The sequence below is a fragment of the Bacteroidota bacterium genome (assembly GCA_016715425.1).
Lineage (GTDB): Bacteria > Bacteroidota > Bacteroidia > Chitinophagales > BACL12 > JADKAC01.
Genome location: JADKAC010000003.1, coordinates 86,442 through 108,991 on the forward strand (window position 1 = coordinate 86,442; position 22,550 = coordinate 108,991).

The window sequence follows — 22,550 nt, forward strand, 5'->3', positions numbered from 1 at the left end:
CAGATTTTTCTTCGAGTAACTTTATGAGGATATGAACCTTGAATATAAAATCTAATGTACTAATTATTCACATCAATAAGGCAAACTTATAACATTGCCATCCGGGTATATTTGAATTACAGATATATCCTCAAAAGTATTATACCACAAATCGGGGTTTTGTTTTACGTCTTTTTTGACAGCAATGATGGTCGAATTATCCGCCATCAGAGTAAAGGATAAATATCTATTAGTACTACATGCTTCTTGAATAACTTCTGTTTCCATGGTGATTATATTTGTTCTATAAATACCACCATACAAACCTGCTGAAAGTAATATTATATTTGAATCATTATACCAATCAATAAAATCAGAAGGGTAACATATACCATCAAGTGCCTTTGATATTTCAACAGTTTCATTTTTATCAAAGTCATAATAAAATAATCCTTCCACTCCCTGCCCACAGCTTTCAGAGGCTCTGAAAAATATTATTTTTTTACCATCAGGCGACCAGGATATAACACGATCACCCATTATAAGAGGTGGTTTTTCAATATAGTTACCATCATCATCCATTATTATCCATTCAGTACCATCATCACTCCATCTTTCATAAAGAATTTGGGAGCCATCAGAAGACCATACCGGCCAAAAATTACGATCAGTAAATGTGAGGCGGGTTAAGCTATCACCGTTTGATTTACATTTATAAATATGATTGTATGAAGCGAATACAATCCAATCAGTTACGCCCCAGTCCATTTGATTGGATACATAGGCTTCAAGCACTAATTCACTTTGAAATGTTTCGATATTGTATTTATAAATTCCTTCAACAGGATAACCCATTTTACCATAAAAAATTAATTCCTTACTATTATTCGGATTACTCCTTATATAGCCAAAGTTTTTTTCACCTTCTGGAATTGTTATGGTCTCAATATCAAATAAATGACCATCAGGATAATAAAATGGGGCACAATCAACAAAAATTGGCTCATCTACTTTACAAGTAGATAAAGTCAAAACCATGCTTATAAGGAAAATATATTTATAGTTTAATAACTGTGGTTCCATAAGAATTGTCTTTTTGTATTCCCACAAAGCTACTCTAACACATCTCTGTGGGAACCATCAAAAAATCATTTTTTACAGCGCCCTCACATTACCAATTACAGTCTTTTCTCAGTGCAACTCCGTGTCTTTCTCCGTTAACTCTGTGTAATTTTTTAACCACACAGAGTTCCCTACGAAGATTCGAGAATATATTAAGCTTTGTTTTGCGGGTAACTCCTGTGATTACTCTTCTATCATATCATCACAGAATTCAACACAATGTCATCACAGAGTTACCCGAAGGGAATCTCTGTGAATTGAAATTCTTCATTCTTAATTTCTAATTCTTCATTCCTAATTCTTAATTCCTAATTCCTAATTTGAAAAATAATCTCACCTCAAAATTAACAACCTATCGGCATCTAATCGCAGCATGATAAATACTAAAATAGAAAATGCTAATACGGAGGAACCGCCATAAGAAATAAATGGTAATGGTATGCCGATTACGGGTACTAAACCGATCGTCATTCCGACGTTAATCATTATTTGAAAAAAGAAAATTGCTGCAACAGAATAACAATACACTCTTGAAAATGGCGAGCGTTGTCGTTCGGCAATATGAATAATCCGCAATAGAAAAAATAAATAAGCAAGCAGAAAAATACTGGTTCCCAGAAAACCAAATTCTTCTCCTATAGTGCAGAAAATAAAATCGGTACTTTGCTCGGGTACATGTTTTAATTGTGTGAGTGTTCCCTGCAAATATCCTTTGCCTGTTAAGCCTCCTGAACCGATGGTCATTTTACTTTGAATTACATTATAATTTGCATCGGGATCGTCACTTAATCCAACCAGTGTTAATACCCTTTGACTTTGATGTGGTTCCAATGCTTTGTTCATTATAAAATCAGTTCCGAAGGCAACAAAACCGGCAAGAAAAAAATAAACAAATACCGGCAACCAAATTCCGGAGTAATTTATATTGCGCAGAATTAATGCAGCAGAAATTAATAATGCACCTACTGCAATTCCCCCAAACAATAAAAATTCAGGATTAAAAAAAGTATAAAAGAATACACCAATAGCAAGTGAAATAAAAATTGAAAATAGAATTGTACGATTGGGAAATTTTCTTGCAAGTTTTGTTACTACACCAAATACATACATGATAAGTCCACCGGTTAAAATGTAAAGTATTATAGAATGATCTACCAACAGCGACATTAAAAAACATACACCAAACATAATTGCAATTACTACTTCACTCACTTTAAAACCTTCACGATATAATACCACAGCAAACGCAAGATATACCAATGCCGAACCCATATCTTGTTGCGCAATAATTAATAACATCGGCAATGCACAAATACCGGTTGCAATAATTTTTTGTTTTGAAGTACGCACCGCAGTGGATAGTGAACTGATATATTTTGCAAGCATTAAAGCAGTTGCTGTTTTTGCAAATTCCGCCGGTTGAAATTGTATGGAACCTATAGCAAGCCATGAACGTGCACCTTTAATTTCTTTAGCAACAATAAATGTTACAATCAATAGCAGTATGATAAAAATGTAAAGTGGTACAGAAAATTTTGTAAAGAAATTACTATCAAATGCAAGCAAACTAAAACCGACAAATAAGGAAATAAACATCCACACCATTTGTCTGCCATGTGTTTGTGTTAAATCAAAAAAATGACTGGTGTCTTTATCGTAATCCACTGCAAAAACAGTAAGCGAACCGATTACCAATAACCCCAAATAAATAAATAATGCAGGGCGATCTATATTTTGCAGTAATGTAGGTTTATCTCTCATGGTATGTCGGGATTTACACCTTCGGGAGTTTTAATTACAGCAGCTATCGGTGTTTTTATTTCATGAATTAAATCTGCATTTATCAATCGGTCTTCAAGATATTTTCTTTTCGGATTAATTTCTCTTTTCAGATAATATTCCATTAATAAACTTGCAATAGGTGCTGCCCATGTAGCACCGAAACCACTATTTTCTACTAACACTGCAATTGCAATTTTTGGATTATTGCGTGGAGCAAATCCTGAAAACTGCGAGTGATCTTTTCCATGTGGATTTTCTGCTGTTCCTGTTTTACCACACACTTCAATACTATCAATTTGCGCCACTCTTGCAGTACCCGCTTTCACCACCATACTTAATCCTTCCGTTACCAAATCAAAATATTGTTTGTCAACCATTGTTTGATGCACAAGATGTAATGCATTTAAAATAGAATCTTCACCATCGGCATATTTTAAAACATGCGGCGCATACCAATAACCACCATTTGCAATTGCCGCCATCATATTTGCATTTTGCAATGGCGTAACAATCATTTGATCCTGACCAATACCAAGTGTAATAAAGTTGGAAGAACGCCAGCGATTTTTACCATAAATTTTATCATAATCTTCAGGGTCAGGAATGTTTCCGGATTTTTCTCCCGGAAGATCCACACCTGTTTTTACACCAATACCAAAACTGGCGAGATACACATTCAACTTCACTAATCCTTCGGCAGTAGTTGCATTATTATCATCAATAAAATGCTTTAATACATAGCAATAATATGCATTGCAAGAATGCTGAATACTCATAATCACATTTGCGGGAAAAGGATGATTATGACAACCAACAGTATGTCCCGCCATGCGATAACCACCACCACAACCATAACCCTGATCGGGAGTTAATGTACCTTCTTGTAAAGCAACCAAAGCCATTAATGGTTTATACTGCGAACCAGGAGGATAGTATCCGGTTAATGCACGATTATTTAAAGGGCGCATCGGATCAAATACAAGTGATGCATAATTTTTTGTGCGCTTACTTCCCACCAACATATTCGGATCGTAAGAAGGGCTGCTCACCATTGCAAGAATTTCTCCGGTGGATGGTTCTATTGCGACAATAGCACCTCTTTTATTTTGCATCAGCAATTCAGCGTATTGTTGCAATTCAATATCCAAAGTAAGTGTAAGTGTTTTCCCGGCAACAACAGGTAAATCATTTTCGCCCTGACCTAAACTTCCTACTATTCTATTATATGCATCCACCACCATGTTTTTATATCCACGCTGGCCACGCAATAATTCTTCGTAATATTTTTCTACACCGCTTTTACCAATATAATCTCCCGGTTTATAATATCCGTTCGATCTTTTTATATCATTGCTATCCACTTCCGTAACATAACCCAACACATGCGCCGCTGTGGGATACGGATATTTGCGCACAGTTCTTATCTCCGGAAAAAATCCTTTAAACTCATATAAGAATTCTTCTATCTTACCAAAGTCTTCTGCGGATATTTGAGAAATAAAAACAGAAGCATGTAATGAAGAATATTTTTTCGCATCTTGAAGTTTTGTTATAAATGCTTCTTTATCAATTTGCATCAATTCGCAAAAACGCATTGTATCCATTTGCTTCACCTGATAGGGAATCACCATCAAATTATAAATGGGTTCGTTAAAAACTATCAGCTTACCAGTACGATCATACATTGGTCCACGGTCGGGATATACAGTAACTTTTCTATACGCTCTGTCTTTTGCAAGCTCTGCATAATCTTTATTTATTACCTGCAGATATAACAGTCGGATGATATAAATCATAAATACAGAAATAATAAGTATCTGTATTACAATTCTTCTATTCTTCCAACTATCTATACCTGTCATTTTTTACCAAACGCTTTTCGGGGAGTGAATAAAAATGCAAACACTAAAATTAAAACGGTGCTGAATAAAGAACTTAATCCAATATTGAATAAAGTAAATCGCAATTGACGCAATGAAAATATTTCAATAAAAAAATATGCAGTATGATGAATCAATACCATAATAATTGTATAAATAAAAAACCATGTTGCTCCCAATTTATATATGGAAGGGTTTTCAATATTTTCATATCCGGTAACCGGTGTAAGCGCTTTTAAAACTAATGGTCGCACAAAAGCAAGAAACACACAAGCTGCCATTTGCATTCCAGGTGTGTTGTTAAACATATCAATTATTAATCCTAATGCCATGGCTAAAATCATTGCCAACCATTGTGGTGTTGCAAAAGGTAATGTGAGAATAAACATGATAAACACATAAGGATGTACAAACAAACCCACATTCAGATTATTAAGTACCAATACCTGAAAGGCAATTAATAATACAAGACCTAATATGCGTGCTATCCAATTAATTACTATCATGTGTTGCCTGCGTTTCTAATTGTTGTCTTTCATTTTTTCTTAAAAAATTTACTACATACACATATTTTAATGTACTGAAATTTGTACTTAACTGCACATCCAAAGTATAAAATACACTACCCGCTTCTCTGCCAAATGTTTTTAAAATTCCCACAAGATGATCGGGTGGATACACCATTGAAAATTCTGTGGTAACAATACTATCACCTTCATATAACATTCCCGGTTCAGAAACATCCACAACACTTGCCATTTTCGGATTACCATATACCCATTGCAATCTACCTTGTGCATTATTGCGTTTCACTGCAACACGAGTACTATAATCTCCATGCAGAACAGATAATACCACACTGTAATTTTCTGAAACACTTTTTACAATGCCGACCACACCGTTGGAAGTAATTACACCCATATCTTTTTTAATACCATCTTTCGCACCTTTATTTAAGGTGATATAATTATTGGGTTCAGTAAAACTATTATTGATTACTAAAGCAGGTATATAGGAGTAAAGCAATTCTCCTGTGCTATCATTCACAGAAATTATTTGTGTGGAATCCTGTATTGTTTTTAAATCCAATTGTTCCCGCAACGAAATATTCTCCAACATCAAACTATCATTCACCTGTTTCAGATAAAAATAATTAGTAAGATTTCCATACGTATTTAACACATCTCCTGAAACAGAATTTGCAGTATTAATAAAATAAGTATTGTGGTATAAATTGTTGCTGAAAATCAGCCAGAAACTCGAGACTTCAAGAATGATAAATAATATCAGTACATGATTGCGAAAAAGAAATTGTAAAAAATTACGCATTCAATCCCCTTATATTTTAACCGATGAATAATGCCTGATAATGCTCTCTGTTTTTCAGTGCAATTCCAGTTCCTCTTACTACAGCTCTTAATGGATCGTCGGCTACATGCACTGCAAGTTTTGTGCGTTGACTAATCCGTTTATCCAAACCTCTCAGCAATGCACCGCCACCTGTAAGATGAATACCTTCTCTTTGAATATCACTCGATAATTCCGGAGGAGTTGTTTCCAAAGCTTTTAAAATTGCTTCCTCTACTTTGCTGATTGATTTATCTAATGCATGACTGATTTCAGAATAAGTAACCACCAATTGTTTTGGAATACCTGTCATTAAATCACGACCTGAAACCTGATAATCATCCGGAATTTCTTCCAGATCAATAATTGCAGAACCCACATTTATTTTAATTGCTTCAGCCGTGCGCTCTCCAATTAATAAATTATGTTGACGACGCATATAGTCCACAATGTCGGCTGTAAATTCATCACCCGCCACACGAATACTTTGATCACACACAATTCCTGAAAGAGCAACAACTGCAATCTCCGTTGTACCACCACCAATATCAATAATCATGTGGCCAACAGGTTCCTGCACATCTAAACCAATTCCCAAAGCCGCAGCCATAGGTTCCTGAATCAGATATACTTCTTTTGCTCCGGCTTGTTCGGCGGAATCTTTTACTGCACGTTTTTCTACTTCAGTAATTCCGGAGGGAATACAAATTACCATTACCAAAGAAGGTTTGAATAATCTGTTTTTGGGAAATATCATACTTATCATTCCACGCATCATCGTTTCTGCTGCCTGGAAATCTGCAATCACACCATCTTTTAGTGGACGAACCGTTTTAATATTATCATGGGTTTTCTCATGCATCTGCATAGCCCGCTTACCAACGGCAATTACTTTATCTGTTTTTCTATCAATCGCAACAATAGATGGTTCATCCACCATCACTTTTTCGTGTGCAATGATCAGTGTGTTAGCTGTTCCGAGATCTATCGCTATCTCTTGCGTAAGGAAATTAAATATACCCATGTACCTATTAGTTTTAGCCTGCTGTGTGCAGGTTGAAAGTTACGTTTTAATGTTTAAAATGTCTTATGCCTGTTAGTACCATTGTCATTTGCTGTGCATTGCAATAATCAATGGAATCTTTATCCTTCACACTTCCGCCCGGTTGAATCACTGCAGTAATACCTGCTTTAAAGGCAATGTCAACACAATCGGGGAAAGGAAAAAATGCTTCGCTCGCCATCACTGCTCCTGTTGTTTCAAAACCAAATGCATTTGCTTTTGCAATTGCCTGTTTCAATGCATCCACTCTACTGGTTTGCCCCACTCCCATTGCAATTAATTGTCTGTTCTTCACTAAAGCAATACCATTACTTTTAATATGCTTCACTGCAATTTCTGCAAACAACAAATCATTTAATTCTTCTTTGTTGGGAGTTCTATCTGTCACCACTGTTATGCCTTGAGTGTTCACCAATTTTTTATTTCTATCCTGTACCAAAACTCCATTCAACAAACTTTTAAGTTGTTGTAACGGAAATTCGAATTGTTTTTGTTTAAGGAGGATGCGATTTTTTTTTGCGGTAAGAATTTTAATTGCTTCTTGAGAAAAAGAGGGTGCAATTAATACTTCAATAAATAAATCATGAATAGCATTTGCTGTTTCAATATCAATCTCTCTGTTGGCAATTAACACACCTCCAAACGCAGACACCGGATCTGCTGCCAACGCCTTATGATATGCCTCATTCAAGGTTTCTCCTGTTGCCAGTCCACAAGCATTTGTATGTTTTAAAATTGCAAAACACGGGTTACCCTCCACCACTTTATGCATATCTTCCATCAGATAAACCGCACTTTCTACATCCACCAAATTATTAAAAGAAATTTCTTTGCCATTCAGCTTTTCAAATACTGTATTAAAATCTCCAAAAAATGTAGCAGACTGGTGTGGATTCTCACCATAGCGCAATGGCATTGCATCACCGAAGGAAGAGAAGATTCCCGCATTTCTATTTCCTGTTAGATAGGATGCAATTGCATTATCATAAGCCGTAGTAATTTGAAATGCTTTACCCGCAAAATTTTTTCTCTGTTCAATACTGCTTTCCCCTTTTTGATTTTCTAAAATTTCAACTAAAGAAGCATAATCATTTTTTGATGCGATGATTAACACATCTCTGAAATTTTTTGCTGCAGCCCGAATAAGAGAAACGCCACCAATATCTATTTTCTCAATTATCTCACTTTCGTTAGTTGATTGCTTCAGTGTTTCTTCAAACGGAGAGAGATCTACAATCACCAAATCAAAAGCAGGAATTGCATATTGTTCCATTTGCGCCACATCACTTTCTTCATTTCGCCTGCCTAAAATACCGCCAAACACTTTGGGGTGCAGGGTTTTCACTCTTCCTCCCAAAATAGAAGGATAGCCGGTAAGATCCTCTACAGCATTTACTTTAACACCCAGATTCTGAATAAATGTGGCTGTGCCGCCGGTAGAATAAATCTGTACACCCAAAGAATTTAATAACTGAATAATTACATCGAGATGATCTTTGTAATACACAGAAATTAATGCTGATTTTATTGTAACAGGAAATTGCATGTGCAGAAATAAAAATGAGTTGCAAAGTTAGTAGATACATATGGTATTAATTTATCGCATTCACTATTTCTTTTACTTTTTATGAAATGATTTTCTGAGGGAGTATTCTAATCATTCGTGATTACATTTGTAATACTCGGATTTTAAATTTCAGATATCCGGAAAGCAGATATTTTTTCCAAGTATATTATGTTTTAAAATTTTTATAATGCAACAATGAATTCGATGAATGCCATAATAATTGCCGGTGGGCACAGCAGCAGAATGGGACGTGATAAAGGTCTGTTGGATTACAATGGTAAACCCATGATTCAATATGTAATAGATGCCGTTTCACCATTGGCAGACCGGGTGCTGCTGATTACCCAAAACCCGATGTACAAACGATTTGGACTGGAAACTTTTGCGGATTTAATTCCCGATCTCGGTCCTGCCGGTGGCATTTATACCGCCTTGCATATCAGCGAAGCAGCAAGTAATATGATTCTGAGTTGCGATATTCCGCTTATAACTACAAGTACTTTGCAATATATAAAAGACAAACACAATAGTTATGATATTTCACTTGCTGCATTGCATAACAAGCCGGAACCTTTAATCGGCATTTATGAAAAGCGTTGTTTTGAAAAATGGAATTCACTTATTGCACAAAAAAATTCAGCAGTGCATGAAATGATAAAACAATTTAATACACAATTAATAGAGATGGAATTAATGGAGGGATTTAATCCAAAGGAATTTACAAATGTCAATACTCAGTTAGAGTTAGAAAATTTAAAATTATGAAAATTCACGTGCTCACATTTGGTGTGATTAACGAAATTATTTCAGATAATAATTTTGAAGTAGAATCTGCATGCACTGTTTTGCAATTGCGCAATTATTTAAATACACATCATACCGCATTAATGGAATTGCCTTATTTAATTGCAGTAAATAATGCAATTGCTCCGGAACAATTAATATTAGATGCAGAAGATGAAATTGCATTATTACCACCATTTTCAGGAGGATAATTTTATGAATAATAATAATGCAATCCGATATGCAAGGCAATTACAATTACCACAAATTGGTGAAGCCGGCCAGCAATTACTTGCTGATGCAAAAGTGTTAGTGATTGGTGCCGGCGGACTCGGCTGTCCTGCTCTTTCTTATCTTGCTGCTGCCGGTGTGGGCACTCTTGCTGTTGTTGATTTTGATACATTGGAATTATCCAATCTGCATCGTCAACCGATGTATGATACTATGGATGTGGGTAGATTAAAATCAAAAGCAATTGCAGATAAACTGATGTTATTAAATCCGGAAATTCAAATATTTCCTTACACAGATCGTATCACACAATTAAATGCATTGGATATTTTTTCATCGTATGATATCATTGTGGATTGTACAGATAATTTCAGCACTCGATATATAATTAATGATGCATGTGTATTATTGAATAAACCGTTTGTGTATGCAAGTGTATTTCAATATGAAGGACAAGTTGCAGTATTTAATTACAATGGTGGCCCAACCTATCGTTGTTTGTTTCCGCAACCCCCTGTGTATGGTTCTGTTCCGGATTGCAATACAAGTGGAATACTGGGAACAATTACCGGAGTTATCGGCACATTGCAAGCAACCGAAGTAATTAAAATGATTTGTATGCCGAAATATGTAATGCAAAATAAACTGCTTACATGGAATGCACTCACACAATCAATTTTCAATTTAAAAATTCAACGCAGTGCTGATGCATTGAAACATGTACCTATAGATAAAAATGCATTTGCACTATTTGATTATCCTGCTTTTTGTGGCGAACCGGAAATACAAAAAATTACTGCTGAAGAATTTATAACAATGACTCATCAACATTTTTCTATTGTGGATGTGCGGGATGCAAATGAATTACCACAAGCTACTTTTGAATGTGTCTGCATTCCATTTTCCACTATGGAAGCCGGCTTTGAAGAAATTAAATTACAACAACAGGCAATTGTGTTTTGCAACAGTGGATCACGCAGTATCCGAGCAATTCCATTATTACAAAAACATTTTCCAAACACAGAATTTATTAATTTACAAGGGGGAATTCAAGCCTTACAAATTTTCCTGCAAACAAATACATAATGCAAACTCATAAGAAGAAAACAGTTTTTATGGAAGGTGCAATTACTCCAACTTTTATTGCAGAGTCCATTGCAAAACACAGTACAAAAACAGATATAGGCGCACACAGTATTTTTCTTGGTCAGGTGCGCAATGATATTATAGAAGATAAGGAAGTGATGGCGATAGAATATTCTGCATACACTGCGATGGCAGAAAATGTTTTTCATACAATTCGTGAAGATGCTTTTGCAAAATACGATCTTACATGTATGCATATTTATCATAGTCTGGGAAAAGTGAATGCAGGTGAAATAAGTTTATATGTGTTTACTTCATCCGCACATCGTCGGGATGCGATTGATGCATGTAATGCAATTGTAGAACGCATTAAAAAAGAAGCACCGGTTTGGGGAAAAGAAATAATGAATGACACAACACATCAATGGAAAAAGAATACATAACAACATGAATAATATCACACAAAAAATATATACACATCGCAGTGCAATTGCATCTGCAATTGTGGAAGTAAGTATTGAAGAAACAATTCAACTTATAAATAATAACAGCGTACCCAAAGGCAATATTTTTGAAATGAGTAAAGCCGCTGCATTGCTTGCAATTAAAAACACGAGTAACGTAATTCCCGACTGTCATCCTCTGCCTGTTGAGTTTGCTTCTGTCAGTTCACAATTAATCGGACTTGAAATTCATATTCAGGTAGAAGTACAAACGATTTATAAAACAGGTGTGGAAGTAGAAGCAATGCATGGTGCTGCAATTGCTGCACTTACTATGTATGATATGTTGAAACCCGTTGACAAACAAGTATCAATAAAAAATATACACTTAGCAGAAAAATCTGGTGGCAAATCGCAATACAAGGATATACTTTCTACCGATATAAATGCAGCAGTAATTGTTTGTTCTGATTCAGTAGCTGCCGGTAAAAAAGAAGACAGAGCAGGTAAAGCAGTGATGAAGAAATTAGAATCTTTACCTGTGCAAATTTCTGTCTATGAAATTATACCGGATGAACCGGAAATAATAAAACAAAAAATAACAGATTTGCTTGCACAAAACATTCAACTCATACTTATTTCCGGGGAACAGGATTATCAAAAAGAGATATTACACCTGAAGTAATTCAACCGATGTTGGAAAGAGAAATTCCGGGCATAATGGAAGCGGCAAGAAGTTATGGACAACAACGCATGCCGTATGCAATGTTAAGTCGTGGAGTTGCAGGAATGATTGGCGATAGTGTAGTCATTACGTTACCCGGTTCCACTCGTGGTACTGAAGAAACTATGGATGCATTATTTCCTTATGTGCTACATATTTTTAAAGTAGCCAAAGGTGTGAGGCATGATTAATTCCTCCGTTAGATAAACTGCTATGTCTCTCGGATTACTGTGTTTTAATCTCGCCTTATTTTGTTTTGACCCTCACCTTACTCTCCCCTGCCTTCGGCAGGCAAGCTTAAAAAGTTTACCTGCCGAAGGCAGGGAGAGCGATAATCTGTATTTCTTTTGATGTTTGTATTTAAACTGATATTTATTTTTCTAATCATAAGAACAATGCATTTGATTGAACCACTGAATAAGCGACTTTCCTTTTCCTTTTCCCCTCCCTTAAAAGTTTACCTGCCGAAGGAAGGGGGAGGGAAATACATGTCAAATACAAGTTAAAAGATGTATCCAAAATAAAATTAATCAAATAAAAAAATCTATAAATTTTAATCCATTCAACTCCGATTATGTTTTATTCTCAACTCACTTGTTGCTTTTTTCAAATCACCTTCAGCATGAATCGCATTCCAGAATTGCGGAAATTCTTTTTCAATTTTTTCAAGATGTATTATCATCTTATGTGTTTTATTTTTTAAGAACATTTCAATATTGGTATTCACAGTATCCACATAAAAACTACAAATTTCTTTTTTGTCTTTTTTGGTTTGAAATAAAGTAGGAGAATATAAAATACTTTCACTAAATGCTTTTACAATACTTCCTTTATTTTTCCATCGGCTGTTAAAACTATTAATCGTTGCTTCCCGATTACGAATCAAATGCACATAAAAAGCACTGTTGCCATATTTATTTTCAAGAGCTCCTAAAAACCACGATAACCTGTTATCTGCTTCAATATGATTTTCAGGAAATGCAAACCGTGCATCTCCTGTTTTTTTAATTCTTGTTTCATGTCCGCTTGAAAAGTTTGTAATACACTTACATGCTTTAATGAATGTGGAAGAACCACTTCTTCCAGTACAGAGGATAAATACTTGCATCGTTCGGGTTTAGATTAATTGTTGTAAAAGAAAAAAATAAATTGTTCTTGCCAAAATTTCCATTGATATAATTATTTGACAATCATTAATTCTCACAAAAAATTTGAATCATTACATTTGTCGCCCACAAACCATTACAATGAGCTCCTTTCCATCAGACATAGAAATAGCGCAGAGTGCTGCCATTCAGCCAATCGCTACCATAGCAGCTAAACTTGGAATCAATAGTGATGACCTGGATTTTTACGGTAAATACAAAGCAAAACTTCCGCTTTCATTTATTGATGAAGAAAAAATAAAAAAATCAAAACTGATATTAGTTACTGCAATTAATCCAACTCCTGCAGGCGAAGGAAAAACTACAGTGTGTATTGGATTAAATGAAGGATTAAATAAAATTGGAAAAAAAGCAGTAGTTGTTTTGCGTGAGCCATCACTTGGTCCGGTGTTCGGAATGAAAGGTGGTGCAGCCGGTGGAGGATATACTCAGGTAATTCCAATGGAAGATATCAATCTGCATTTTACCGGAGATTTTGCAGCCATTGAAAAAGCAAATAATTTATTAAGTGCGCTTATAGATAATAATTTAAATAACAAAGTAAATCTTGGAATAGACCCACGCACTATTAAATGGAAACGAGTAATGGATATGAACGACCGTGCATTGCGACATATCGTTATTGGTTTGGGTGGCACAGCAAACGGAGTTCCGAGAGAGGATGGATTTAATATTACACCAGCTTCAGAAGTGATGGCGATTTTATGTATGTCAACCAGTTTTGCTGATTTGAAAAAACGTTTGGGTGATATTTATATCGGACAGACTTATGATAAAAAACCGGTGTTTGCCCGTGACCTGAAAGCAGGTGGTGCAATGGCGCTATTATTAAAAGATGCTATCAAACCAAATCTTGTACAAACGCTGGAAGGTAATCCTGCAATTCTGCATGGCGGTCCGTTTGCAAATATTGCACAGGGAACCAATACAATTCTCGCCACAAAAATGGGTTTGAGTCTTTGCGATTATGTAGTTACTGAAGCAGGTTTTGGTGCAGATTTAGGCGCAGAAAAATTTATGGATATCAAATGTGGTTATGGTGGATTTGGTCCGGATGCCATTGTAATTATTGCAACTATTCGTGCATTGCGTCATCATGGTGGTGCAAAAAAAGCAGAGTATAATATTGCGAGTTTAGAGCGTGTACAAAATGGATTTGAAAATCTGGAAAAGCATATTGAAAATTGTAAAAAATTTGGATTGAAACCTGTTGTTGCAATTAATAGTTTTCCTACAGATTCTGATGAAGAAGTAAAGTTTGTAATTGAACGTTGTGCGGAACTCGGTGTGAAAGCTGTCGTGAGTGATGGCTTTGCAAAAGGTGGAGAAGGCACTGTTGAATTTGCAAAAGCAGTGGTGGAATTAATTGAAGGTGGTGGAAATCATTTTAAAAAATTATACGACTGGTCATTACCTGTTGAAGAAAAAATAAACATTATTGCAAAAGAAATTTATGGTGCAGATGGAGTGGAATATTCATCCACAGCAAAATCACAATTGAAGATGATTAAAGAGTTGGGATTTGATGGCTTACCTGTATGTATGGCAAAAACACAAAAGTCATTAAGTGATAATGAAAAGCTTATCGGCCGACCAAGAAATTTTACAATAACAGTTCGTGAATTTGAATTTGCCGCAGGAGCAGGTTTTGTAATTCCAATTCTCGGCGATATGATGCGCATGCCGGGATTGCCAATTATACCCGCCTCCGAAGGAATGGATATTGATGACAATGGAAAAATTACGGGACTGCAGTAGTGAATGGTGAGTAGTGAGTGGTGAGTGGTGAGTGGTGAGTGATGAATGGTGTATGGTGAATAGTGAATGGTGAGTGGTCAGTGATGAGAAATCAGGGATGTGTGATAAGTAATGAGTTTTTTCATTATTGAATGTTTTTTCGCTAATAGCTAAAAGCAAAAGCCAAGGCAAAAGCAAAGGCTAAGGCGATGGCTTGTTTTGAGTAATATTAAAACTTGAAACCCGAAACTCGAAACCTGAAACTTTTTTCGCCAACTGCCAATTGCAAAAGGCCAATAGCCTTTTCGTTTTTTTCATTGTCAACTGTCAATTGTCAACTGTCAATTTAAAAACCGATACTCAATACTTGATACTCTTTAATTAATTTAGCATTATGCGTTACGCAATTATAATTTTCATTCTATGCAGTTGTAGTTTACTGATGGCACAAACAGGAACTATACTTATTCATGATAATGCCGGTGCAAATGCATTGGTGGAAAAACATATCCTGTTCAATAAAACACATAACCAACTTCCGGGTTGGCGTGTACAAATAATTTCTACTCCACAATTAAGTGAAGCAAAAAGAGAGAAAGGAAAATTGCTGCAACAGTTTGATGATATGCATGCTACCATAATTTTTGAAGCACCGAATTATAAAGTGCGTGTTGGTGATTATAGAAATCGCTTTGATGCGAATCGTGATTTGCAGGATTTAATTCTCTATTATCCCAATGCATTTATTTGTAAAGATCTGGTGGATGTAAAACAATTATGAGCAATTTAAAAATTCAAATTCAGCAATTAGCCGAATCTTATTTTGAAGAAATACGCAGCATTCGCCGACACCTGCATACACATCCTGAATTAAGTTTTGAAGAATATAATACCGCTGCTTTTATTGCAGAAAAACTCACGGAGTTTGGAATTCCTTTTACTCCAAAAATTGCGAAGACAGGTATTGTTGGAATTATATCGGGAAAAGAAAAAGGAAAAACAATTGCCCTCCGTGCAGATATGGATGCATTGCCAATTACAGAAGCAAATGATATTGATTATAAATCGCAAAATGCGGGTGTAATGCATGCCTGCGGACATGATGTGCATACTGCTTGTTTATTGGGTGCAGCAAAAATTTTAAACACTTTAAAAGATAGTTTCAGCGGAACAATAAAATTAATTTTTCAACCTTCGGAAGAACGTTTACCCGGTGGTGCAAATGAAATGATTAAAGAAGGAGTGTTGCAAAATCCAGAAGTTGATTTTATGTTTGGTCAACATGTGTTCACTCCTTATAAAGTAGGAACACTTGCCTTCTGTCCGTGGAAAATGATGGCATCTACTGATGAATTATATATTACCATAACAGGTAAAGGAGGACATGCAGCGTACCCACATCAGTTAATTGATCCGGTAGTTATTTCAGCACAAATTATTACAGCATTACAACAGTTAGTAAGTCGCTCAACATCACCCACAGAACCCTCAGTTGTCAGTATTGGAAAAGTAATTGCCAACGGCGCAACGAATGTAATTCCCAACGAAGTTTATATGGAAGGAACATTGCGTGCAATGCAAGAAGATGTACGAACCATGTTGCAGGAAAAAATTAAAACAACAATACATGGAATTGCAAATGCGATGGGTGCAAATGCTGAAGTGGAAATTAGAATTGGTTATCCATCATTATTTAATAATATAGATTTAACAGAACTAACAATTACAAATGCAAAGGAATATTTAGGAGAAGAAAATGTATTTATCGCTGAGCCGAGAATGGGTGCAGAAGACTTTGCTTTTTATTCACAGAAAATTGCTTCTTGTTTTTATCGCTTAGGTACAGGCAATCCTGAAAAAGGAATTATAAGTAATATTCATACATCCACATTTAATATTGATGAAGATGCCTTAAAAATCGGGATGGGTTTTATGGCGTTTAATGCTTTGAAGAATATTGGGTAGTGAGTATTAAATTGACAATGGACAATTGACAGTTGACAATGAAAAAAACTTAAAGGCTATTGGCTTTTTGCTATTGGCAGTTGGCGAAAAAAAAAAATCAAGATTCGGGTTTCAGGTTAAAAAAAAATCTATTTCAAGTCAGATAACTATTTTTTCAATTTATATCACAACAAGCCATCGCCTTAGCCTTTGCTTTTGCCTTTGCTTTTGCCTTTGCATTTGCCTTTTTAATTTGCACATTAATCACATTCTCACATTAATCACATTATCCTCATCAGCTAATCGGCTAATCACTGGTGTCCGGTAAAATAAATAATTTGGAAATCTCTCCTTATTCCTGTGGATTTGAGTGGGCTAAAATGGATTTTTTTAAGGTGAAGCCCCCGGAAAAAATAAACGCAGTTGTAGTGACGGTGGATTATATTTATTCAATATTTTTTCGGGATGAATTAAAAACTCTTTTACATTAAAATAACTCATAAGGTGTTGTCTTATCATTCCTGAAATAGAGGAATATGCCCAGGGGTTTAATTTCTTTTTATTCACTGCAATTTGTATTATACGTATTAATAGATCGCAAATTAATGCTGCCCATATTTGAATCATAATTGCATTGGGATTATCTCCCAGAAAGTATGTAAGAGGATAACGTTGTTTGATCCGTTTAAATAACATTTCTATTTGCCATCTTCCTTTATACAGGTCTGCTATTTCTTCCGGAGGGCTTGTAAAATCATTTGAAATAAACTCAAAACTGCGATTCATTTCTTGATCATAGTACTCCACAATACGGGCTTCAATGAGAGGTATTTTACTTCTGTTGCTTTCCCTTCCAAGTATTACATATCGATCCTTTCGGACACCTGTATCGTAGGATTCTTCACTAACAGGTAAATCCACAAGATTTTTGATACTTGCATCTCGCTTTAATCTACTCACCCACCTAATGCCACAATTGCCCCATTCAATAAATTGTGTATAGTTGATATATGCTTTATCAAATAATACTGTCGAATCATTTGGCACCTTGAGTTGACGCAAAAAAATGAGATCATGTTCCTTCGCCTCGGAGATAAATACAAATGCCGGAAGATCATGTTGGGCATTCATTAACACGTGTGCTTTAACACCTCCTTTTTTCTTTCCATTGGCTTTAGAAGTCCCAGCTCCACGCATTACTGAAGTAAACAAACTAATCGTGGTGGAATCAATAATAAAAATGTCTTCCTCTCGATTTAATTTAGTCCGGCTGTCCGGTAAAACGAAATACATATTATATAAACTGTGATACAAATCAGCAAAAATTGAGCCGGTCGTCTTCTATTCGCATCCGATAAAGTACTTCTTCGTGGAAAATAATTTAAGCCTAAGTGATTGAGTTTATTCAGACCAAATGCCTGAATACCCGTAGTAACTTCTCGCAAATTGCCAGCATTAAAAAACAAGAATACAACATAGTGACCAGATGGTCATAAGACATGAAATGCTTGCAATATCGATTTGCATTATGCTTCTTACTTATTTTCTCAATAAGAGAACGAGGGATAAGTGAAAGCAATTGATTGAATACCGGCTGTCCGGTAAAAAAGGTAGTTTTACTCATAGGTTTAGTTTTTTTGTCTTAAAATCAAAACTAAAACTTTGGGAGTTCTTCGGAACTCCTTTTTTTTATTTATTCAATATTTTTTCCGGACACCACTGATCGGCTAATTAACTAATCTGCTAATTAATTACCCAATACTATTTAAATAATTTCTCCGAATACTTCACCCAACCATCTTCACTTATTTGAATAACATAAACACCCGGCGGCAGCATAGAAATATCCACTTTCGTATTTGTTGTATTTATTTTTTTATGCAATACAACTCTGCCATCTGCACTGTATATTTTTATAATATCATTTGATTTTATATCTCCTGAAATAATGATGTATTCATTTGCGGGGTTGGGATAAATTTGAATTGCATTTTTTCATTATCCTCATCATAAATTGCAGTGCTACTTGTATCGCATTCACTGCCGATTAAAACCCCTAAAGAATAATCGCAGATGTTCGGTAAAGAGTAGGTAGCTCTGTTACCTCCTAACCAAACAGTTAATGTATCAAAATCGCAAGCGAGACCACATTCGTTAGGTTCGTTAATTACACTTAAATATAAATTTTGATATACTTCATAATAATAACCCAGCCCTGAATAAGCCATAGGCATATATATTTTCCCATCCGGTGCCATTTGAAAGCTGCCAATACTTTTACCCCAGCTTCCGCCACCTCCTTCATTATCATATATTAAAATTTTGGTTTCTTCTATAGGTATATCTGTTATACAAAATTGCCAGATAAATCCTTGATTATTTTCTCCAATAGTTCCTACATAAAGTTTTTTATTATCTTTTGAAATTTCGCAGCCGTATAAAGGAGAATCAGAAATATTGGAAACAATTCTATAATTTGAAATCAAACCACTACATCTATCAAAATCATAAATATCTAAATTTGTGAATCTTGTATTAATTAATAAACTTCCGTCCCAGGAAAATTTCATTTGACCAACAGTACCAAAAGGAACGGTATAAGGTGAAGCATCCTGAACCAATATTGGATCTTCAATTCCATCTGATGTAATCAGATAAGAAATAAACATCATATTATCACCAATTTCAACATAATCATCACCCGCATAAAATACAAGCCAATAATCTCTACCATTACCATGTTTTATTACCTGCATTTTTTCTGTATATTGATATATTGAAGTATCTAAAACTATATTTTTTCAATTATATCTCCATAACCCTCATCCATATTCATATCTACAATAGAATACTTTATCCCAATATTTGCTCTGTATATTATATAGTATAAGTTAGTTGACAAAGGTTTAGGAATAATGGTAACTCCTTGGGTTATACTGCTGCCAAAATCCAAAACCACAAATCCAATGTCGATATCATCTCCGTTTGGCATGATTTCATTGAATCTATTCCAAACCTTTTGTCCATTGTATAAAACAATAAATTACCGGCACTATCAGATATAGAAGAACAAGCCTCTGCAGACCATATGGAAGAAGAAAAATATTCAGGGACAGATGAACTAAAATTTAACCCGGCACTATCTCCAAACACCCAATTGTAATTTTCCTTTTGTGAAAAAGCATGATGGTACATTAGTACCACCATGCTGATAATTAAAACTTGTCTCATATATTTTTATTAGTATTTTAAGATAAGTAGTTTATCATTAAATATGATTTGAGAATTACCCGTTAGATTACCGATAATTCCGGAAGTGGTTGGGGATGGGCCATAAGACATAGTGCAAGTTTCAAAACTAAAATCGCAAGATTGAGCTTGCATCTTAAATGGGTGAAAAAGTAAGAGAGTTATTAAAATTAATAAGGAAGGAAGGAAGGAAGGAAGGAAGGATAACTATTATTATCCACATTTCCTAATAAATAAGTAAATTTTTTTATCATAATTGTTTGTTTAAAGTGTTATAAAAAAATGAATAGAACGGAGTAAATATTTGCTGCAAAAGCTTTTGAAAAGAGTTGCTTTTAAATGAAGTGAAGAAAGAATATTTCAATAGTTTCATGATGATTGAAATTTTTGGTAATCCAAATCTAAACTATTTTTTTGAACAAAGGTGTAACAGATAAGTAATAATGTAGAACTGTTCCGATAGCTATCGGAATGTAGAATTGTAGAATTGTAGAATCGTGTAACTGTTCCGATAGTTATAATTAATCTGCTTTTGAATTAACATGTCACCCTTTCAGGGCTTGGTGTTTTGGGGGATTATTTCTATTATAATAATATCACCCCTTCGGGGTTTCTTTTGTAAATGATAAAACTTTGACCATTGACTATGACTATTGACAAAAAAATTTGGTTTCGGGTTTCAGGTTTGGGGTTTCGAGTTTCAGGCTATTAAAAAAACTTAAACCATTGACTTTTGACCTTGACTAAAAATGTTTCATGTTTTATTTTTCGAGTTCCATGTTTCAGGTTTCGGGTTTCAAGTTTCATGTTCCGGGTTTCGGGTTTCGGGTTTTGAGTTTAAAAAAAATGTTTTATGTCTGATAATTAATTTTCAATTTATATCACAACAAGCCATCGCCATTAGCCTTTGCCTTCGCATTTTCCTTTTTTAATTTGCACATCAATCACCCCGATGGCTATCGTGGGCACATTTGCACATTATTATTATTGTCTGAATTAGGATTAATCGGATTAAAAGATTTATAGGATTTTTTTAATTCGCACATTTGAACATTCTCACCCCGATATCGTGGGCACATTTTTTTTCATTAGCTAATCGGCTAATTAACTCATTGGCTAATTAACTCATTGGCTAATTAAAAACGGCGGTTGGTACATCAGTACTTCCTGAAGGATATATGCATAGGCGCCGAGAAATAAATACAAGTAACTGCGGACAAAAACTTTTAGAGGTTTTCTTGGAAAATAAATATTAAGCTTCTCTAACAAGTAAGCATAAAATGTAAAGTCCTTGTCTTCTTCAATATTATGTCCGGCATTCATTAAACAGCGATTGAACAGCACAAACTGCATTAATACAATTCCATACGCAATCCACATCAGCCACCAGTCAACTAAAAACGGACCTACCCAAGATAGGATAGTAACAAACAGATGCACATAAAACATTGTGTTGTACTGTGTTGGAATAGGTTGATGTTTATTCTCCATATTGCTAAAATTAATTATTCGATTTTGAATAAATAATAATTTCAATAAAAATGATTTTTATCACCTGCAAAAAAATGATGTAATACTTAACATTTTATTTGAAAACCCAATCATTAAATTAACAGAAGTTAAGTTGAAATTTAAGCTCTATTTACATTTGAAAAGATCAACACAAATATTTTTGTACTGTTAATTAAAATCTAAGCTTTTAACCAATTCATTTACCTGATAAATAATCAATCACTTTGGAACCTAACATTAGCCACATTCAAATATTATATGTTGAAGATGATGAAACACTTGCCTTTGTAACTATAGATAATCTGAGCAGAAAAGGCTATAACATCACGCATTGCAGAGATGGATTGGAAGCTATTAAAACTTTCCAATCCAATAAATTCGACTTATGTATTCTGGACATAATGTTACCCCAAATTGATGGCTATGCCGTTGCTCAAATTATTCGCAATACCAATCAAAATATTCCCATCATATTTTTATCTGCCAAATCTACTATTGAAGATAAACTGATGGCATTGCGCAATGGCGGTGATGATTTTCTGCACAAGCCTTTTAGCATGAATGAACTGATAATGCGCATTCAGGTTTTTTTACGTCGCAGTGGTGAAAAGAAAAAACTTTCAGAACCGACGAGCGAAGAACTGAGCATAGGAGATTATAAATTCAATCCGGTATTAAGACAAATATCTTTTAATCAAAAAACAGAAACTCTCAGCAATGGTGAATCTAAATTGCTGTATTTACTTGCTACCAATATTAATAACATTGTTTACAAGGAAGATATTCGTGCGCAAAATGAAATCAATGGAAGATTTTCTGCAAAGAGTTTAAATACCAATATTTCAAAACTCAGAAAAGCGCTTGAGGCGAATCCAAAAATTACAATTGAAAATGTTCGGGAAATTGGATTTCGTTTGCGTGTTGCAGAATAATAT

General features: G+C 34.8%; 22 protein-coding genes and 1 pseudogene. 9 read left to right on the forward strand and 14 right to left on the reverse strand.

The window, feature by feature from the left end; translation table 11 throughout:
• Window positions 1-72 precede the first annotated feature (72 nt).
• The 7 genes from IPN31_04970 to purH form a co-directional block, all read right to left on the reverse strand.
• Window positions 73-1,062, reverse strand: coding sequence for a PD40 domain-containing protein (locus tag IPN31_04970; GenBank protein ID MBK8681255.1), 990 nt, complete (start codon window positions 1,060-1,062; stop codon window positions 73-75).
• A gap of 372 nt (window positions 1,063-1,434) precedes the next feature.
• A complete protein-coding gene (rodA, locus tag IPN31_04975; GenBank protein MBK8681256.1) occupies window positions 1,435-2,862 on the reverse strand; it encodes a rod shape-determining protein RodA in 1,428 nt (475 codons plus the stop codon).
• Window positions 2,859-4,745 carry a penicillin-binding protein 2 gene (gene mrdA / locus IPN31_04980; GenBank protein ID MBK8681257.1) on the reverse strand — a complete coding sequence of 629 codons (1,887 nt, stop codon included), beginning with the start codon at window positions 4,743-4,745 and terminating at the stop codon, window positions 2,859-2,861. Before mrdA ends, rodA begins: the two co-directional genes overlap by 4 nt.
• Window positions 4,742-5,269 carry a rod shape-determining protein MreD gene (locus tag IPN31_04985; GenBank protein ID MBK8681258.1) on the reverse strand — a complete coding sequence of 176 codons (528 nt, stop codon included), beginning with the start codon at window positions 5,267-5,269 and terminating at the stop codon, window positions 4,742-4,744. The genes mrdA and IPN31_04985 overlap by 4 nt, the downstream gene beginning before the upstream one ends.
• Complete coding sequence (gene mreC, locus IPN31_04990; protein MBK8681259.1) at window positions 5,256-6,092, reverse strand: rod shape-determining protein MreC; 837 nt, start codon at window positions 6,090-6,092, stop codon at window positions 5,256-5,258. Before mreC ends, IPN31_04985 begins: the two co-directional genes overlap by 14 nt.
• Window positions 6,093-6,108: 16 nt before the next feature.
• Window positions 6,109-7,134 carry a rod shape-determining protein gene (locus IPN31_04995; protein MBK8681260.1) on the reverse strand — a complete coding sequence of 342 codons (1,026 nt, stop codon included), beginning with the start codon at window positions 7,132-7,134 and terminating at the stop codon, window positions 6,109-6,111.
• Window positions 7,135-7,180: 46 nt separating this feature from the next.
• Window positions 7,181-8,719 carry a bifunctional phosphoribosylaminoimidazolecarboxamide formyltransferase/IMP cyclohydrolase gene (gene purH / locus IPN31_05000; protein ID MBK8681261.1) on the reverse strand — a complete coding sequence of 513 codons (1,539 nt, stop codon included), beginning with the start codon at window positions 8,717-8,719 and terminating at the stop codon, window positions 7,181-7,183.
• A gap of 225 nt (window positions 8,720-8,944) precedes the next feature.
• Here purH and IPN31_05005 point away from each other — a divergent pair, with 225 nt between their 5' ends.
• The 5 genes and pseudogenes from IPN31_05005 (at window position 8,945) to IPN31_05025 (ending at window position 12,198) form a co-directional block, all read left to right on the forward strand.
• Window positions 8,945-9,505: a molybdenum cofactor guanylyltransferase gene (locus tag IPN31_05005; protein ID MBK8681262.1), complete on the forward strand. Its 561-nt coding sequence runs from the start codon at window positions 8,945-8,947 to the stop codon at window positions 9,503-9,505.
• Entirely contained in the window at window positions 9,502-9,735 is a 234-nt protein-coding gene (locus IPN31_05010) for a MoaD/ThiS family protein (GenBank protein MBK8681263.1), read from the forward strand. The genes IPN31_05005 and IPN31_05010 overlap by 4 nt, the downstream gene beginning before the upstream one ends.
• 4 nt (window positions 9,736-9,739) lie before the next feature.
• Window positions 9,740-10,840 carry a HesA/MoeB/ThiF family protein gene (locus tag IPN31_05015; protein ID MBK8681264.1) on the forward strand — a complete coding sequence of 367 codons (1,101 nt, stop codon included), beginning with the start codon at window positions 9,740-9,742 and terminating at the stop codon, window positions 10,838-10,840.
• Entirely contained in the window at window positions 10,840-11,283 is a 444-nt protein-coding gene (locus IPN31_05020) for a molybdenum cofactor biosynthesis protein MoaE (GenBank protein ID MBK8681265.1), read from the forward strand. The genes IPN31_05015 and IPN31_05020 overlap by 1 nt, the downstream gene beginning before the upstream one ends.
• A gap of 4 nt (window positions 11,284-11,287) precedes the next feature.
• Window positions 11,288-12,198, forward strand: a pseudogene (locus IPN31_05025) (bifunctional molybdenum cofactor biosynthesis protein MoaC/MoaB).
• Between the two features lie 371 nt (window positions 12,199-12,569).
• Here the strand turns inward: IPN31_05025 and IPN31_05030 are convergent.
• Entirely contained in the window at window positions 12,570-13,115 is a 546-nt protein-coding gene (locus tag IPN31_05030; protein ID MBK8681266.1) for a hypothetical protein, read from the reverse strand.
• A gap of 139 nt (window positions 13,116-13,254) precedes the next feature.
• On the opposite strand from IPN31_05030, the gene IPN31_05035 reads away from it, so the two are divergent.
• The 3 genes from IPN31_05035 to IPN31_05045 all read left to right on the forward strand — a co-directional run bounded on the left by IPN31_05035 (window position 13,255) and on the right by IPN31_05045 (window position 16,875).
• Entirely contained in the window at window positions 13,255-14,931 is a 1,677-nt protein-coding gene (locus IPN31_05035; protein ID MBK8681267.1) for a formate--tetrahydrofolate ligase, read from the forward strand.
• Window positions 14,932-15,304: 373 nt separating this feature from the next.
• Window positions 15,305-15,691, forward strand: coding sequence for an SPOR domain-containing protein (locus tag IPN31_05040; protein ID MBK8681268.1), 387 nt, complete (start codon window positions 15,305-15,307; stop codon window positions 15,689-15,691).
• Window positions 15,688-16,875: an amidohydrolase gene (locus IPN31_05045; protein ID MBK8681269.1), complete on the forward strand. Its 1,188-nt coding sequence runs from the start codon at window positions 15,688-15,690 to the stop codon at window positions 16,873-16,875. Before IPN31_05040 ends, IPN31_05045 begins: the two co-directional genes overlap by 4 nt.
• Before the next feature lie 369 nt (window positions 16,876-17,244).
• On the opposite strand, the gene IPN31_05050 is transcribed toward IPN31_05045, so the two are convergent.
• From IPN31_05050 to IPN31_05075, 6 genes are all read right to left on the reverse strand, one after another.
• Window positions 17,245-18,147 carry an IS4 family transposase gene (locus tag IPN31_05050; GenBank protein MBK8681270.1) on the reverse strand — a complete coding sequence of 301 codons (903 nt, stop codon included), beginning with the start codon at window positions 18,145-18,147 and terminating at the stop codon, window positions 17,245-17,247.
• Between the two features lie 112 nt (window positions 18,148-18,259).
• Complete coding sequence (locus IPN31_05055; GenBank protein MBK8681271.1) at window positions 18,260-18,478, reverse strand: DUF4372 domain-containing protein; 219 nt, start codon at window positions 18,476-18,478, stop codon at window positions 18,260-18,262.
• 137 nt (window positions 18,479-18,615) lie between these two features.
• Entirely contained in the window at window positions 18,616-18,840 is a 225-nt protein-coding gene (locus tag IPN31_05060; protein ID MBK8681272.1) for a T9SS type A sorting domain-containing protein, read from the reverse strand.
• Window positions 18,786-19,610, reverse strand: a complete 825-nt coding sequence (locus IPN31_05065; GenBank protein ID MBK8681273.1) for a hypothetical protein — start codon at window positions 19,608-19,610, stop codon at window positions 18,786-18,788. The genes IPN31_05060 and IPN31_05065 overlap by 55 nt, the downstream gene beginning before the upstream one ends.
• Before the next feature lie 175 nt (window positions 19,611-19,785).
• Window positions 19,786-20,085, reverse strand: coding sequence for a hypothetical protein (locus IPN31_05070; GenBank protein ID MBK8681274.1), 300 nt, complete (start codon window positions 20,083-20,085; stop codon window positions 19,786-19,788).
• A 1,143-nt stretch (window positions 20,086-21,228) separates the two neighbouring features.
• Window positions 21,229-21,594 carry a hypothetical protein gene (locus IPN31_05075; protein ID MBK8681275.1) on the reverse strand — a complete coding sequence of 122 codons (366 nt, stop codon included), beginning with the start codon at window positions 21,592-21,594 and terminating at the stop codon, window positions 21,229-21,231.
• A 245-nt stretch (window positions 21,595-21,839) separates the two neighbouring features.
• Here IPN31_05075 and IPN31_05080 point away from each other — a divergent pair, with 245 nt between their 5' ends.
• Complete coding sequence (locus tag IPN31_05080; protein ID MBK8681276.1) at window positions 21,840-22,547, forward strand: response regulator transcription factor; 708 nt, start codon at window positions 21,840-21,842, stop codon at window positions 22,545-22,547.
• The last annotated feature ends 3 nt before the right edge of the window (window positions 22,548-22,550 follow it).